At 68.1% G+C, this 14,870-nt stretch carries 14 protein-coding genes; 7 read left to right on the top strand and 7 right to left on the bottom strand.

Annotation, left to right across the window (positions count from 1 at the left end; genetic code table 11):
• Positions 1–44: 44 nt before the first annotated feature.
• Complete coding sequence (locus G9V96_RS13540) at positions 45–1,433, bottom strand: D-arabinono-1,4-lactone oxidase (RefSeq protein ID WP_168583505.1); 1,389 nt, start codon at positions 1,431–1,433, stop codon at positions 45–47.
• Entirely contained in the window at positions 1,430–2,608 is a 1,179-nt protein-coding gene (locus tag G9V96_RS13535; protein WP_168583504.1) for an amino acid deaminase/aldolase, read from the bottom strand. The genes G9V96_RS13540 and G9V96_RS13535 overlap by 4 nt, the downstream gene beginning before the upstream one ends.
• Positions 2,609–2,834: 226 nt before the next feature.
• On the opposite strand from G9V96_RS13535, the gene G9V96_RS13530 reads away from it, so the two are divergent.
• The 3 genes from G9V96_RS13530 to G9V96_RS13520 all read left to right on the top strand — a co-directional run bounded on the left by G9V96_RS13530 (position 2,835) and on the right by G9V96_RS13520 (position 5,205).
• Positions 2,835–3,863, top strand: a complete 1,029-nt coding sequence (locus G9V96_RS13530; protein WP_226913323.1) for a cation diffusion facilitator family transporter — start codon at positions 2,835–2,837, stop codon at positions 3,861–3,863.
• 290 nt (positions 3,864–4,153) lie between these two features.
• Positions 4,154–4,336 carry a hypothetical protein gene (locus tag G9V96_RS13525; RefSeq protein WP_168583502.1) on the top strand — a complete coding sequence of 61 codons (183 nt, stop codon included), beginning with the start codon at positions 4,154–4,156 and terminating at the stop codon, positions 4,334–4,336.
• A gap of 50 nt (positions 4,337–4,386) precedes the next feature.
• Entirely contained in the window at positions 4,387–5,205 is an 819-nt protein-coding gene (locus G9V96_RS13520) for a maleylpyruvate isomerase N-terminal domain-containing protein (protein WP_168583501.1), read from the top strand.
• A gap of 98 nt (positions 5,206–5,303) precedes the next feature.
• On the opposite strand, the gene G9V96_RS13515 is transcribed toward G9V96_RS13520, so the two are convergent.
• The gene (locus G9V96_RS13515) at positions 5,304–5,510 is read right to left on the bottom strand and encodes a cold-shock protein (protein WP_168583500.1); all 207 of its coding nucleotides are present in this window, start codon (positions 5,508–5,510) and stop codon (positions 5,304–5,306) included.
• Positions 5,511–6,234: 724 nt separating this feature from the next.
• Positions 6,235–7,272, bottom strand: coding sequence for a YeiH family protein (locus G9V96_RS13510; RefSeq protein WP_168583499.1), 1,038 nt, complete (start codon positions 7,270–7,272; stop codon positions 6,235–6,237).
• A 71-nt stretch (positions 7,273–7,343) separates the two neighbouring features.
• Between G9V96_RS13510 and G9V96_RS13505 the strand changes: the two genes are divergently transcribed.
• Complete coding sequence (locus tag G9V96_RS13505; RefSeq protein WP_168583498.1) at positions 7,344–8,249, top strand: LysR family transcriptional regulator; 906 nt, start codon at positions 7,344–7,346, stop codon at positions 8,247–8,249.
• A gap of 178 nt (positions 8,250–8,427) precedes the next feature.
• Here the strand turns inward: G9V96_RS13505 and G9V96_RS13500 are convergent, their stop codons facing one another.
• A complete protein-coding gene (locus tag G9V96_RS13500) occupies positions 8,428–9,354 on the bottom strand; it encodes a co-chaperone YbbN (protein WP_168583497.1) in 927 nt (308 codons plus the stop codon).
• 197 nt (positions 9,355–9,551) lie between these two features.
• Between G9V96_RS13500 and G9V96_RS13495 the strand changes: the two genes are divergently transcribed.
• Positions 9,552–10,124: an AAA family ATPase gene (locus tag G9V96_RS13495; RefSeq protein WP_168583496.1), complete on the top strand. Its 573-nt coding sequence runs from the start codon at positions 9,552–9,554 to the stop codon at positions 10,122–10,124.
• Between the two features lie 176 nt (positions 10,125–10,300).
• On the opposite strand, the gene G9V96_RS13490 is transcribed toward G9V96_RS13495, so the two are convergent.
• Positions 10,301–12,058, bottom strand: a complete 1,758-nt coding sequence (locus tag G9V96_RS13490) for an acyl-CoA mutase large subunit family protein (protein ID WP_210424414.1) — start codon at positions 12,056–12,058, stop codon at positions 10,301–10,303.
• Positions 12,059–12,188: 130 nt separating this feature from the next.
• Here G9V96_RS13490 and G9V96_RS13485 point away from each other — a divergent pair, with 130 nt between their 5' ends.
• Positions 12,189–13,388, top strand: a complete 1,200-nt coding sequence (locus tag G9V96_RS13485) for a cysteine desulfurase-like protein (protein WP_168583495.1) — start codon at positions 12,189–12,191, stop codon at positions 13,386–13,388.
• A 25-nt stretch (positions 13,389–13,413) separates the two neighbouring features.
• Here G9V96_RS13485 and G9V96_RS13480 read toward each other — a convergent pair whose 3' ends face one another.
• Positions 13,414–13,935 (bottom strand): MarR family winged helix-turn-helix transcriptional regulator, encoded by a 522-nt coding sequence (locus G9V96_RS13480; RefSeq protein WP_168583494.1) that lies wholly within the window; start codon positions 13,933–13,935, stop codon positions 13,414–13,416.
• Between the two features lie 111 nt (positions 13,936–14,046).
• Here G9V96_RS13480 and G9V96_RS13475 point away from each other — a divergent pair, with 111 nt between their 5' ends.
• Positions 14,047–14,814, top strand: coding sequence for a siderophore-interacting protein (locus G9V96_RS13475; RefSeq protein ID WP_168583493.1), 768 nt, complete (start codon positions 14,047–14,049; stop codon positions 14,812–14,814).
• Positions 14,815–14,870: the final 56 nt, after the last annotated feature.

Genomic DNA, 14,870 nt, shown 5'->3' with positions numbered 1-14,870 from the left:
GCTGGACTGTGCGGCGTCGACACCGGTGACGAGGCGCGCGAGCTCTACCCGATCGGGCCGAGGACGCGATCGAGATACGGGTTGCGCAGCAGGCCGTCGGGGTCGACATCGGCGCGCACCCGCCGGACGTCCCCGAAGCGCGGGTACAACTCGGCGAACCGCGCGGCGTCGAGGCGGTGCAGCTTGCCCCAGTGCGGACGGCCCTCGTACGCGTCGAAGATGTTCTGCAGCACCTCGAAGTAGTCCTGCGAGGCGCTGCCCACGTACTCATGGGCGGCAATGTAGACATTGCGGCGTTCGAAACCGGTCGAGAGCCATGCGTCGTCGGCTCCGGCGAAGCGCACCTCCAACGGGAATGTCGTCGTGATGCGCCGGCGCCCGAGTTCGGTCACCACCGCACGCAGGACATCCCCGGCAGCCTCGATCGGCAGCGCGTACTCGGTCTCCCGAAACTTCACCCGGCGCGAGGAGATGAACACCTCGGATGATCCGGCCGTGTACGTCCGCGCTGAGAGCCCGCGAGCGCTCACCTCGTTCAGCGCCGGCACGAGACGCGGCATCCGCGCGCCGAGCCGGTTGATTCCCCCGAAAAGGCCGTTGCAGAGCACCTCGTCGTCCAGGACGCGACGCCACGGCGGCAGCGGCGTCCCACTGAGGTCGTGGGCCGCCAGACGCGTGTTGAACTTCGCCGACACCCGGTCGGTGCCGGGAAACCAGAAGAACTCCACGTGATCGGCCTCGCCAGGCAGCGTGTCGATGCGTTCGAACACGGCCGCCAGCGACTCGGGCCGTTCCTGAGCGTGAATCCGAAACGCCGGCACGACGTCCACGCGCAAGGCCACGACGATGCCGAACGCCCCCAGACCGACGAGCGCGGCGTGGAACAGCTCGGATCGATCCTCGCGGGAACACTCGACGAGGTTGCCGTCGGGAAGCACCAGCCGCAGCCCGGAAACGAATCCGGCGATGCCGGTGAAGCGCGCCCCTGTGCCGTGCGTGCCGGTGGAGGCGGCGCCCGCGAGGGTCTGGCCGTCGATGTCACCGAGGTTGGGCATCGCGAGGCCCAGGTGGGCCAGCATCGCGTTCAAATCGTGCAACGTGGTCCCGGCTCGCACCCACACCCGAGCGCAGGTCTCGGGCAAGGCGTCGTTTGGCGGCGCGGCTAGCCGCTCGATCCCGTCCAGACCGGACATGGCGCGCAGGTCGACCAGGACGCCGTCGGTCTGGGCCGCCGGCGTGAACGAGTGGCCCGAGCCCACCGGCCGCACGGTGCGCCCATCCTGGCGGGCTCGGTCGAGGACCCAGGTGACCTCGGTCGGGGTCGTCGGGTACTCGACGCGGGCCGGTGTGCACGAGACGTTGCCGGCCCAGTTGACCCACGTCCGGGGCCCGCCCGAGGCCGAGGGGCGCGGCGGCTTCGCTGGCGTGGTCATCCGAAACATCGGCCTTCTCCTCTGTAGGTGGGGGTCGTCGTGACGAGCTCTCCCCCGCTGACCAGGTGCAGCACATCAAATCGTTCGCAGAGTTCACCGGCCTTGGCGTGTCGAAACCACACCCGGTCGCCGACGTTCAACGCATCGCCGGGCGCAGTGACCAACGGCGTCTGCACCTCCCCGGCACCCTCGGTGCCGATGAAGTGCATACCCTCGGGCCACCACGGCAGGGGCAACCGCGAGCGCCCCGCCGCCCCGGACGCAACCAGACCACCGCCGAGAACGGTGACGATGCGCGCAGAGGGGCGCCGCACGACGGGCGCGACGAAGAACGCCGCTGGTTCAGGCGTGAAACCGCGGTAGGAGTCGAACAGGTGCGGCGCCAACAGGCCTGAGCCGGCTGCGAGTTCGGTGACTGAGGCGTCGCCGGCCAGGATGTGCAGGCTTCCGGTTCCCCCGGCGTTGACCAGCAGCCCCTCCCCGGCGATGTCGCGCGCTGCCGCGACCACGCAGGCGCGTCGCGTGACGAGTTCACGGGCGGAGCGGTGCTGCATCGCCCGCACGACCGGGCTCGTATCGGCCACTCCGGCGATCTGCGCGTCGTAGAACATCAGGCCCGCGGCACTCAACTCCGGGCTGGCGACCAGGCGTTGCAGGAGCGGCGCGACGTCGGCGGGGGTCCGCAGCGGCGAACGTCGCGCGCCGAGGTGGATCCGCCCGATGCGGTACGACGCATCGACGTCGATACAGACCCGCAGCGGCTCCTCGCCCAGCCTGCCAGGAGCCCTCATCGCGGCTTCGGCGAGATCGAGATGGGCGCGATCGTCGGCCATGACCACGATTCGTCGGCGCGCCTCGGGGTCGGCCGCCAGCGCCGTGAACGCGCCGCGATCGAGGCTGGGGTAGGCGACGAGCACGTCCTGCTCGACCGGGACGGTGCCGGTCTCGATCAGCCACAACGCCTCCGCCAGAGAAAACGCCATGACTCCGGCGAAGCCGGGCCGACCCAGCACCCGCGACAGCAGCCAGCGCACGCGCACGGATTTACTTGCCACCCGGATCGGTGTTCCTCCCGCGCGCCGTACAAGGCTGTCAGCGTTGCGGTCGAAGGCGTCCAGGTCGAGCACGGCGAACGGCGGGTCCAGATGTGCGGTCAGCCGATTCAGTTCCGGCATACCCGGGCGCGGCGTCGGCCGTCTCGACCTCCCCCTCGATCCGCGCACTGGTCACCCTCCGTGATCGTCGGGGCGCACCGTCGCACCCCCATCGCACCGGCCCGCCGCCAGGCCACGCACCGATGATCGGCCCCAGTGCATCACGCCTGTCAAGAGGTGAGCCGCAGCACGCGAGCGCCGATGCCGACTGCGCGAGCGCGCTGCGTGGCGAGTAGCGTCGATGCTCGTGAGCGACGAGAACCAGATCAGCGGATCCACGGCCACCCCCACCGGGGCAGGCCCGGCACCAAGCAACGACGGCACGGCCGGCAAGAAGGACGACGGTGGGAGCGTGCTGACCGTGGTCATCGCCCTGGTGGGAAACGCGCTGATCGCCATCGCGAAAACGGTGGCAGCGGTCCTCTCGGGGTCGGCCTCGATGGTCGCGGAGGCCACGCACAGTTGGGCCGACACCGGCAATGAGGTGTTCCTGCTGGTCGCCGAGCGCCGCTCGGTGCGTGCACCCGACCAGACCCACCCGCTCGGGTACGGACGCGCCGCGTACGTGTGGTCGTTGGTGGCGGCGTTCGGTCTGTTCGTGGCCGGGTCGATCCTGTCGATCACCCACGGCATCTCCGAGCTCGGCGCAGAGGGCGAAGGCGCAGACTACCTGCTCAGCTACATCGTGCTGGCCGTCTCTTTCGTGCTCGAAGGGGTGTCGTTCCTCCAGGCTGCGCGGCAGACCCGCAGCTGGGCGACCAAACTCAACCTTCGCCCGATGCGGTACATCCTCAACACGTCCCAGACGACGCTGCGGGCCGTCTTCTTCGAGGACGCCGCGGCGCTGATCGGCATCCTCCTGGCCGCGGGTGGCCTGGCGCTACACGAAATCACCGGCGAAGCCGTCTACGACGCCGTCGGCTCGATCCTGGTGGGTGTGTTGCTCGGCGTCGGCGCGCTCATCCTGATCCAGCGAAACATGGCATTCCTGGTCGGGCAGCAGGTCAGCGACGACACCCGCAATCGCTCGCTCTCGGCGCTGTACGACAACCCCGACATCGAGGCCGTCACGTTCTTGCACATGGAGTACGTCGGGCCGTCCAAGGTCTTGCTCATCGCGGCTGTCGACCTCGCCGACGACGATGTCGAGTCGGTGCTGCAGACGCGCATCCAAGCCATCGAAGACCGCCTGGAAGGCAACGCATTCATCGCCCGCGCGTTCCTCACGCTCTCCGCGCCGGGCATGCCCCCGCTCAGCCCGACCCCAGCGAACTAGCGGATGAGCACCACCTACACCTCCTGCCCTACTCGAACACGAGCCGCAGGGCCGGTTCTTTCTCCTGACCGGGCCGAGCACCGAGGCGGTGGCTGTCGCGACGACCCCTCCGCTCCGATCGATCACTCCGGCGACTGCGGCGCTGCGGTGGGTAGCGCCGCTGAGCCCCGGTTTGCCGGGGCTACGCCAGCCCATTCCGTTGCCATCGACACACCCGCCGAGTCGGCACCGAACGGATCGCCACCCCGCTGGAGTCGACACGAGCGGGTACCGGCGGGCAAGGTGAGTGCGTGAGGACGATCGCAGGCCTGGCAGCCATCGCAGCTGCAGCGTTGTTGGCTGCTGCCCTGTTCACCAAGGACCCGACCGCCACCCGAAACCTTAGGCTGGCTGCCGGAGGACTCCTGCTGGCGGTGGGCGTCGGCATCGCCATCATCTTCGTGTTCATGCTTGCTGCTTCTGCCAGCCGCTGACCCCGCGGCACTACCGATATCCCGGCATCACGCCGAGGAAGGGGACACACATGTTGTCCGCCGAGCGTTACTGCAACGCCATCAGCACCGAATCTGCGCTGCTACGTGACGCGCTGGGGAGCGCCGAACCCGACGCGCACATCCCCACCTGCCCCGATTGGAACGCCGACGACTTGCTGTTCCACATCTATGAGGAGCATGTCTTCTGGCGCCAGGTCCTGACCCATCCGGTGCGCCGCGACGCCGACGCCGCCGAGCTGGAACCGCCGGAAGAGCCTGAGACCCGCGGCGAACTGTTCACCGTGAGCGAGGCTGCGACGGCTGCGCTGATCGGCGAACTCGGCCGACACGAGTTGAGCGAGCGAGCCTGGTCCTGGGCCAGCGACCAGAGCGTGGGGTTCATCGCCCGCCGCCAGGCGCACGACGCGGTGATGCATCGTATCGACGCCGAAGTGGCCACCCGGGCTGCGGGCGGGTCGAGCCCCGTCGATGTCGATCTGGCCGAGGACGGTGTCGATGAGGTACTGCGCGTCTATCTCGGCGATATCCCCGAGGGCGTCAAAGCCACCCCGCGCCGCGCGAGCGGAGTGCGGATCGTGGCCACCGACACCGGCGCCACGTGGATGGCCTTCATCGCCCACCTCAGCGGCACCGGCGCTGACGGCACCGAGTACGACGAGATCTCGCTCATGGTGGCCGACGACGACACCGCCGATGGCCATGACCACCCGGTCGGGGTGTTCTCGGCGACGGCCGAAGACCTCTACCGCTGGTTCTGGCGCCGCCCCACGCTCACCGAACCCAAACGCGGCGGCGATCTGGTCACCGTCGCCGAGTTCGAACGGGTGGCGCGCGCCGCCGATCTGTAGCAGGCCCGAGCCGGCAGACAACGAGAAGGGCCCCGACACCAGTGGTGTCGGGGCCCTTCTACTGATTCAGGCCCGAAGGCCCAAGATCAGGGGCGTGATCAGCCGATCACGGAGATGTTGGCGGCCTGCAGACCCTTGGGGCCCTGCTGGGTCTCGAACTCAACCTTGGCGCCCTCGTCCAGCGAGCGGTAGCCCGAGGAGTCAATAGCGGAGAAGTGAGCGAAAACGTCGGCCGAACCGTCGTCGGGAGCGATGAAGCCAAAGCCCTTTTCGGCGTTGAACCATTTCACAGTACCTGTAGCCATGAGAAATCCTCTTTCAGGATTTTTGAGCCCCCGCTTGTCGGCGGCTCGGAATTGCTGATGATGCGTGTCACTAGTAAGCCCAGAAAGACGATCTCCCTCGAAAGGGTTGTAACCGAACTACTTTGCCTTACCACTTCAACAACAAGTCCCACTCTACGCGAGATTTCCCGCCACTTTGAACAAGACCGTCCGACGAGCCCGCCAAGGCACCTTCAAACACGCTGCCGAGACCCCCTCCAGCACCCCCTGGGGGGCTCTGACCTGCATAAACGCGCCAACCTCATCATCATGGAAATAATTTCAGATGATGCGCCCACCCCCGGCTCTGACCGCTACTCCCGGCTATCGGAGCGGCACGTACTCGCAGGAGAGCAGGCACCGGGTTGACCGCGAGGGTTGTCGGCCTGCCGGCTCTGAGGTCGGGATTGCTGGACGGAGACACCGAGATCAGACCTGACCATCCCCGCTTCGCGCGTGAACCTCAGTGCACTCATACGCCGGCGACCGGGCCCCTCGACGACTGCGAGCAGGACGATGGTTCCCGGTGGCTGATGCGCACGGCGAGAACGCCGCGCGCGCCCGTCGGGGGTGTTCCCGGCAGCGGCCAAGACCCCTACCGCTGATTCCGGCACCGCCTCACCTGCACCAGAATCGGCCGCGGCGGCGATCTGATGATCGCCGCCGCGGCCGAGCGGATAGCGCTGCCGGTCTACCCCAGGACTGCTCAGCCGATGAACATCACTCCGGACCAAGCGATTCCGGCGACGGCCAACGTGGTGACAGCGGCCAGGACGACCGGGCGTCCGCCGACGTTCTTCAGTCGGGAGGCGGTTACGCCGGTGCCGAGCGCGAACATCGCGGCGGCCAGCAGGAACGTCTGCAGCATCTTGATCGGGTCCAGCACCGAGGCGGGCAGCCAGCCCGTCGTGCGCAGCAGCGCGGCAGCAAGGAAGCCGGCGACGAACAGCGGTACGAGCGGGGGACGTTTGCCTTCGACCTGCCCGCCCCGACGCCGCAACTGCAGACCGAACCACACCATGACCGGGGCCAACATGAGCACGCGGGCGAGTTTGACGATGACGCCGACCTTCAGCGCGCTCGGGCCGATGATGCCTGCGGCGGCGACGACCTGGGCGACCTCGTGGATCGACAGGCCCGCCCACAGACCACTGTCACGCGGGTCCATCCCCAACGCGGTGCTCGCCAGCGGAACCAGCGGAATCATCAGCGTGCCGAATAACACCACCAGGGCCAGCGCTGTCACCACGTCCTCTTCGTGCTTGTCCTCGATGACCCCCTCGACCCCGGCTACCGCGGCGGCGCCACAGATCGAGAAACCGGCACCGATGAGCGAGCGCTGGGCAGGGCGCACCCCGAGGAGTCGACCGACGAACTCGGTGACCAGGAGTCCACCGACCACGACCGCGATGACGACGCCGATCATGCCCCAGCCCAGGCCGAGGATGTCGCCAAGGGAGAGCTGAAGGCCCAGCAGCACGATGCCGATTCGTAGGAGGCGCTTACCAGCGACCGCCAATCCAGGGGCGGTGGAAGCCGGTAGCGGTCGCACATTAGTCAGGATGACGCCCATGACGATGGCCACCAGCAGCGCGCTCGCCGTCGGCACCGCATGGTTGATCCCCAGCGCGATGAGGGCCGCTACCGCGGACAGACCCAGTCCTGGCCATAGGCCTGCGGGTTGAGCTTGGGTGGACGGGGGGCTACTGGGCGGCACGGCGCGCGAAGATGTCGGTGAACTCACTGGTCCACGGTGCAACACGATTCGCCCTGGGCGCTAGCCGGTCATTTCGCATGGACTCATATCATCAAGGCATGACTGAGCGGAAGGCACAGCCTGATATCGCCGCGCTGGCGTTGCTTTCCGCCATCGCGGAGCGTGGAAGTTTGGGGGCAGCGGCCCGATCGCTGCAGATGGCACAACCCAATGCCAGCAGGCTGCTGGCCCGGTTGGAGAGCGACCTGCGGCTGCGGCTCGTAGAGCGCAGCCCTCGCGGGTCTCGGCTGACTGCCGCCGGGCAGCTCGTCGCAGAATGGGCCGATCCCGTCCTGGGCTCGTTGGATCGGCTCGTCGCCGGCGCGGCGTCACTTCGCGAGGACGTCGCCTCGCACCTGTTGGTTGGTGCCAGCCTGACGATCGGGGAGTACCTGGCGCCTCGCTGGTTGACCTCTTTTCGCCAGTCTTATCCGCATGTGCAGGTTCGACTGCGAGTGCTCAACTCTGCCGATGTGGTGGCCGCGGTGCGGGGCACCGAGCTCGATCTGGGGTTTGTCGAGTCACCGAACTCCCCGGCAGACCTGCACAGCGTCGTCGTCGCCTACGACGAGTTGGTACTCATCGTGGCGCCAGATCACCCATGGACCACTCGGCGCGACCCGGTGAGCGTTGCCGAACTGGCTGATACCCCCCTGGTTGTCCGGGAGCCTGGCTCAGGCACTCGCCGCACGGTCGAGGCCGTCATGCAGGGCTACGAGGTCGCCACCCCACTCATGGAGCTGTCGAACACCGGCAGCATCGTGCACAGCGTTGCTGGTGGGCTGGGACCGGCCATCGTCTCGACATTCGCCGTCGAGGTGGCCCGCCGTCAGAACCTCGTTGCGGTCGTGCCGTTGGCGGGCCCACCGCTACGCCGCCGACTGCGGGCAATCTGGCGCTCGACCCCCGCCTTGCGCGGCCCCGCAGGCGACTTCGTCTCCCACGTCACCCACCTACGCCGCTAGTCCGAGCAGCCCACAACCCACGGCGACGCGGCGCAGGTGGGCAGCCGTGCGGCACCCGGGTATTGCTGCGGTGGTAGGCGCTCAGAACGGCCCGCGGTGTCGCCCCCGCTACTGGCGGGAGCGACACCGGGTGCCGGGCAGTCCGGCAGGACGGCTCCGACGATGGAACGAATCGAACTCAGAACAAGGCGCTCATCAGCGTGCGGCGGGCTTTGACGACCCGCTCGTCCTGAGCCCCGACCACCTCGAAGAGGCTCAGCAGGTGCTGGCGTGCCTTTTCCCGATCGTCCTCGCTCGTGGCCCGCACGATGTCGATGACGCGAACGAAAGCGTCTTCGACGTGGCCCCCGAGCAGGTCGAGGTCGGCAACGAGCAACTGCGCATCGACGTCTTCAGGGTTGGCCGCAGCAGCCGCGCGGGCGGCCTGCAAGTCGGCGCCCTGGGTGCGCTGCATCAGCTTGACCTGCGCCAGGCCGGCAGAGGCGTCGCTGTCTTTGGGGTTGAGCTTCAGCGCCTGCTCATAGGCGGTGACGGCGGCGGCGAAGTCTCCGCGCTCGATCGCGTCGTAGGCAGCTTCGTGCTCGGGCGACATCGGAGCAGGCTCCTCGGCCGGGCCCGCCTGGCCCACCTGCACCCGGCCGTTCACGCCGTTCTGGCCGGCGACCTTGAGAAGTTCTTCGAAGACCAGCGTGAGTTGCTCCACCGGCTGCACACCTGGAAAAAGCGGAACCGGCTGGGCGGCGATGAGCCCGACCGACAGCGGGATCTGCTGGGCCTGGAAGGCGCTGGCGATACCGGGGTTGGCCTGCACGTCGACGGCGATGACCTGGATCCGGCCATCGAGCTTCTCCGCCACCTGCACCGCGTTGGTGACGGCCTTCTCTGTCTCAGGGTGAGAAGCCGACCACAGGACGACGACCGCCGGAACCTCCTGGGTTCCGAGCATGAGGTCTTGGAAAGTGGCGTCGGTTCCATCAACGCGAATCGTTCCGGGCTTACCTGCTCCCCCACCGCCGGCGGCGGGCGTGGGCTGCGGGGTCTGGCCAAGGCCGGACAGATCGACGGCACCGCGCATGGCGGCAGGACGCATCGGAGGCTGACTCATACCGGTATTCTCCCCGATCCCTGCCCCGATGCAGCAACCCCCGGGGACACCGGCTGCCTCAAGGTGGGGTAGACCCCGGAAATGGCGGGGCCGCTCTTGCGCGGCAGAGCCGGCCCGGGGGCGCCGCCCCGGGCCGGCCGTAGCTGTCCTGGACTGCCGACGACCGGGTGCCCAGCTGCGCCGGATAGGGTTTCAAGATGCCCACCGAACCGCTGATCGTGCTGGTGAACGGACTGCCCGGGTCGGGTAAGACAACCGTCGCGGCGGGTTTGGGGCGACGCTTCGAGCGGGCGGCGGTTCTGGAGGGCGACCAACTCCAGCAGCAGATGATCGTGCGCGGCGGCGTGGATGTGGGCGATGAACCGCAGGACGAGGGGTGGCGGCAGCTGGAATTGCGGTGGCGCAACCTCGCCGCGCTGGCCGAGAACTTCGTGCAGGAGGGCTTCACCGTCATCGTCGACTCGCTGGCGATCCCGGCCTTGCTCGGCCCCTTCGCGTCCTCGCTGGACCCGCACCCCTTGGCTTACCTGCACCTCGAACCGGATCGGGCAGTCGGCCTGGCCAGGGACGCGCACCGGCCGGGAAAAAACATCGGGGCGCGCTACGACAGCATCGCGGTCGAGTTCGAGCCGCTGCGCCAGCTCGGGGTGTGGATCGACTCCACTCAGCATCGCCCCCAAGACACCGTCCAGGCCGCCTGGGAAGCGCTACAGACCGGCGAGGCGGTGGCGACCAGGCAATTGCAGGAGTTGGCGGGAAAACTGCGCTGAACTGACATAGACCTCGCCGACCCGGATGGGCCGGCGGGCGCTTGGCGGTCCTGGCCTGGAGGGCCGCTCAGGCAGGGGCCTGCCGCGTCCTAGATCGTCGGGGCGGCAAAGGCCCGCGGTCGCACAAACCGGACGGCCCGACCCTGCGGGCAGGATCGGGCCGTCCGGGGCAGAACTCAGAACCGCGCGGGCTCGCGGTGCATGCCCCACTCGTTGCGCATGGCGTCGCAGATCTCCCCCAGGGTGGCTTCGGCGCGCACGGCCTCCAGCATCGCCGGGATCATGTTCTCGCTCGTGCGGCTCACCTGCAGCATGTGCTCCACGGCAGCGTTCGCTTTCGCGGTGTCGCGCGCCTGCTTTCGCCCGGCCAGTTCGGCGACCTGCACCGTCTCCACTTCGTGGCTGACCCGTAGGATCTCCAACTCGTGGCTGACCGACTCGGTGTGGCAGTTGACGCCAACGACCTTCTTGTCACCCATTTCTAGGCTGATCTGGTGCTGGAACGCCGCATCGGCTATTTCGGAGGTGAACCAGCCGTCCTCGATGCCGCGCAGGATGCCGGAGGTCATGGGCCACTTTCCGCCCTGTGCCTTGCCGGTGTTCTGCCGCACGATCTCAGAGATCTTGTCCTTGTCTTGCACGGTGGCGCCACTGTCACCCATCCGCAAGATGGAGTCGAAGATGGCTTCCGCCTCGGCCTCGATCTTGTCGGTCAAGGCCTCGACGTACCAGGAGCCGCCCAGCGGGTCGGCCACGTTCGTGACGCCGATCTCCTCCATGAGCACTTGCTGGGTGCGCAGCGCGACCTCGGCGGACTGCTCGGTCGGCAACGCCAGGGTTTCGTCGAGCGCATTGGTGTGCAGCGAGTTCGTCCCGCCCAGGATCGCCGCGAGCGCTTCGGTGGCGGTGCGAACCACGTTGTTCAGCGGTTGCTGGGCGGTCAGGGAGACCCCCGCGGTCTGCGTGTGGAAACGCAGCCATTGCGCCTTCTCGCTGGTGGCGCCATATACGTCGCGCATCCACGTGGCCCAGATGCGGCGGGCGGCACGGAACTTGGCGATCTCCTCGAAGAAGTCCAGATGGGAATCGAAGAAGAAGCTCAGGCCGGGCGCGAAGGAGTTGATGTCCAGGCCGCGTGAGAGACCCAGTTCGACGTATCCGAAGCCGTCCGCCAGGGTGAAGGCCAGTTCTTGGGCAGCCGTCGAACCCGCTTCGCGGATGTGGTAGCCGGAGACCGAGAGCGGCTTGTAGGCCGGAATGTTCTGGTTGCAGTACTCCATCAAGTCGCCGATCAAGCGCAGGTGCGGTTCCGGCCCGAAGAGCCATTCCTTCTGCGCGATGTACTCCTTGAAGATGTCGGTCTGCAAGGTGCCGTTGAGCACGCCGGGGTCGACCCCTTGGCGTTCGGCGGCCACGAGGTACATGCAGAAGACCGGAACAGCCGGACCCGAGATCGTCATCGAGGTGGTGACCTCACCCAGCGGGATGCCCTCGAAGAGGATCTCCATGTCGGCGGCCGAGTCGATGGCTACCCCGCAGTGGCCGACCTCGCCCAGGCTCATCGGGTCATCGGAGTCGCGACCCATCAGGGTCGGCATATCGAAGGCCACCGAGAGTCCGCCACCGCCGCGTCCGAGGATCATCTTGTAGCGCTCGTTGGTCTGCTGGGCGCTACCGAACCCGGCGAACTGGCGGATGGTCCAGGGGCGGCCGCGATAGCCCGTGGCGTGCAAGCCCCGGGTGTAGGGGAACTCGCCCGGCCAGCCGATGCGCTCGAAGTCCGGATCGGCGGCTTCCTGCTCGAGTGTCGGGCCGTAGACAGGCTCCAGCTCCACCCCGGACAGGGTAGTGAAGTCCGCCTCGCGGACCTTGGCGGCGTCGAATCGCTGCTGCCAGCGGTCACGACCGGTCGTCTGCGGCGCCATTGTCGTCATGCTCACCAATTTACTAGGACTTCCTACTACTTCCTACAGGTGAGGCGACCGCCCGCCGCACACGGCAACCGCTGGGCGCAACATCGCGGGATTCGTGAGCTGGCAACGGACTGCGGGGAGGATGGAGGGCATGAGCTACGACGTCGAACAGTTCCGCCTGTCCTTCCCCGCCCTTGCGGACGGGACGTGCTTCTTCGATGCCCCCGGCGGCACCCAAACCCCCCGCAACGTTGCCCAGGCGCTCGCCGACACCATGACCAGCGGCATCTCCAACCGCGACTGCGCCACCGCCTCTGGACGGCGAGCGGAGGAGACCGTCCTGCAGGCACGCGCGGCGATCGGCGATCTGCTGAACGTTGAACCTGGCGGTGTCGTCTTCGGCAGGTCGATGACCGCCTTGACCTACGAGTTCTCCCGCACCCTGGCCGCCGGGTGGGGCCCCGGCGATGAGATCGTGCTGACCCGCCTGGACCACGACTCCAACGTGCGCCCGTGGATGCAGGCAGCCCAGCGAGCCGGGGCGGCTGTGCGGCTGGCCGACTTCGACCCCGCAACCGGTGAACTGGCCCCCGAGGCGGTCACCGACCTCATCACCGAACGAACCCGCCTGGTCGCGCTGACAGCCGCGAGCAACCTGATCGGAACCCGCCCCGATCTGCCCAGCATCGCCCGCCGCACCCACCAGGTCGGCGCATTGTTGTTCGTCGATGGCGTGCACTACACCGCGCACGCCCCCGTCGATGTGGCCGAGCTGGGGGCCGACGTCTACGTCTGCTCGCCGTACAAGTTCCTCGGCCCGCACTGCGGAGTGCTGGCCGCCGATCCCGCCTTCTTGGAGTCGCTACACCCGGACAAGCTCCTGCCCTCCAGCGACGCGGTCCCCGAACGGTTCGAACTGGGCACCCTGCCGTATGAACTGCTGGCCGGCACCACGGCAGCCGTCGACACGCTCGCCAGCCTGGGGCAGGGCCCGACCCGGCGCGCGGCTCTGCTGGCGGCCATGGCCGCGGTGCAGGAGCACGAAGATCGGCTGCGGGAACGCCTGGAAAAGGGCCTGCTGGAACTAGGCGCCACGATCTTTTCACGCGCGGCACACCGCACCCCCACCCTGCTGGCTCGCTTCCCCGGCATCAGCGATCAGCAAGTGCACAGTTCGTTGGCTGCGGCCGGGATCAACGCCCCAGCCGGCAACTTCTACGCAATCGAGTGCTCTCGTCACCTCGGCCTCGGAGAGGGCGGCGCGGTCCGGCTCGGGCTCGCGCCCTACTCAAACGATGAAGACATCGACCGGCTCTTGGCGAAGCTGGCGGTGCTCGTGCGTGCCGACTGACCGGCGCACCCACTGACCGAGATGGCTACCCCTGGGCAGGGTCGTCGAAGTCCCCGTGGCCCTGGCGCACTTTCTCCAGCAGCCGAAACAACTCCACTCGTTCAGGTCCGGTGAGCGAAGACAGCCCGAACCCGACAGCGACGAGACGCTGCATGCCCTCCTCGGCTCGTTCGCGCCCGCTGGCGGTGATCACTGCGAGTGTGCCGCGCCCGTCCAACGGGTTGGGGATCCGCTCGACGAAACCCTGGGCTTGTAGACGCTGCACCAGGTTTGTCGCGCTGGTCGGGTGCACCATCAGCCGCTGCCCGACTTTGCTCATGGGAAGGCGCCCCTCGCGACTGAAAGTCAGCAGCACCAGCGTCTCGAAGCGCGCAAAGGTCAGGCCGAGGTCGGCCAGTTCGGCGTCGAACTGGGCCAGCAGGAGTTGCTGAACCCGCATCACCGAGGTGGCCGTCGCCATCGCCTGCGGCGAGGACGCTCGCCCCCACCGGCGCTCCCACAGAACCGCGGCACGCCGGATCGGGTCGAAAGCCAGGCGGAAGCTCATCCGGTCAGGCTACGTCCACCGCGCTCAGCAACCCGAACCCAGCGTGGCCGGGGCCGATACACTTCCGCGAGCGCCCCGCCAGGGGCACGTGCGAAGGAGGGAAGGACCTCGATGACCGACAACCCCAACCGTGGCACGTCGGCCCGCTCCGCCCGTGCACCCCGCCGCTGCGTTGTGCGAGCGGTCGAACAGCTCAGCCCCCGGATGAAGCGGGTCCATTTGCGCAGCGAGGAACTGCTCGGCGTAGACCCTGTCGGCCCGGACCAGCGTGCCACCTTGCTCTTCCCCGAGAACGGGCGCTTCAGTGGCGAACCGGAAGAGATGGCGCGGGCCCGCAGGCGCCGACGCACCTATACCCTGCTCGACTTGGACCCCGAAACGGGTTCGGTCGCCATCGATTTCGCCCTGCATGGGGACGGCGTGGCGGCCACCTGGGCGGCCGCGGCCGAGGCTGGTCACGAACTGGAACTCACCGGCCCCACGGGGCGGATGCACCTGGACCGCCAGGCGCCCTGTTGGCTGCTGATCGCAGATGAGACCGGCTTGCCCGCCCTGGAGGCGATCTTGCATTGGCTCCCCGAAACGGCCGAGGCCGATGTGCACGTCGAAATCGTCGACGACGCTGAACGCCGCCCTCTGCCGGTGCGTGAAGGGGTCAACCTGACTTGGTGGCAGCGTGAGCAACACGGAGCTGGCGCGGGCGAACTCATCGCCCGGCTAGGCCCTCACCTGCGCGTGCGTCCGGATGCGGTGGCCTGGGTTGCGGCTGAGGCCAGCGCGGTGTCCACTCTGCGCGCCTACCTGCAGGCCGAGTGCGGACTGGACCGCCGCCGGGTGTCGGCCACCCCCTACTGGCGTGCCGGCAGCACCGGCTCCTGAGGCCTGCGGCGCATATCGCTACCGGCCGCTCCGCACGGACAGCTCGCCGCACCCAG

The organism is Gephyromycinifex aptenodytis, from assembly GCF_012277275.1.
GTDB classification, from domain to species: Bacteria; Actinomycetota; Actinomycetes; order Actinomycetales; family Dermatophilaceae; genus Gephyromycinifex; species Gephyromycinifex aptenodytis.
The sequence above is the reverse complement of the archived record's forward strand: the minus strand, read 5'-3'. Positions and strand labels throughout refer to the sequence as shown.

Bases quoted from the DNA above. Each gene is read 5' to 3' on its own strand.
- G9V96_RS13540 (WP_168583505.1), bottom strand. From the start codon at position 1,433: ATGACCACGCCAGCGAAGCCGCCGCGCCCCTCGGCCTCGGGCGGGCCC.
- G9V96_RS13535 (WP_168583504.1), bottom strand. From the start codon at position 2,608: ATGCCGGAACTGAATCGGCTGACCGCACATCTGGACCCGCCGTTCGCC.
- G9V96_RS13520 (WP_168583501.1), top strand. From the start codon at position 4,387: ATGTTGTCCGCCGAGCGTTACTGCAACGCCATCAGCACCGAATCTGCG.
- G9V96_RS13515 (WP_168583500.1), bottom strand. From the start codon at position 5,510: ATGGCTACAGGTACTGTGAAATGGTTCAACGCCGAAAAGGGCTTTGGC.
- G9V96_RS13505 (WP_168583498.1), top strand. From the start codon at position 7,344: ATGACTGAGCGGAAGGCACAGCCTGATATCGCCGCGCTGGCGTTGCTT.
- G9V96_RS13500 (WP_168583497.1), bottom strand. From the start codon at position 9,354: ATGAGTCAGCCTCCGATGCGTCCTGCCGCCATGCGCGGTGCCGTCGAT.
- G9V96_RS13495 (WP_168583496.1), top strand. From the start codon at position 9,552: ATGCCCACCGAACCGCTGATCGTGCTGGTGAACGGACTGCCCGGGTCG.
- G9V96_RS13490 (WP_210424414.1), bottom strand. From the start codon at position 12,058: ATGACGACAATGGCGCCGCAGACGACCGGTCGTGACCGCTGGCAGCAG.
- G9V96_RS13485 (WP_168583495.1), top strand. From the start codon at position 12,189: ATGAGCTACGACGTCGAACAGTTCCGCCTGTCCTTCCCCGCCCTTGCG.
- G9V96_RS13480 (WP_168583494.1), bottom strand. From the start codon at position 13,935: ATGAGCTTCCGCCTGGCTTTCGACCCGATCCGGCGTGCCGCGGTTCTG.
- G9V96_RS13475 (WP_168583493.1), top strand. From the start codon at position 14,047: ATGACCGACAACCCCAACCGTGGCACGTCGGCCCGCTCCGCCCGTGCA.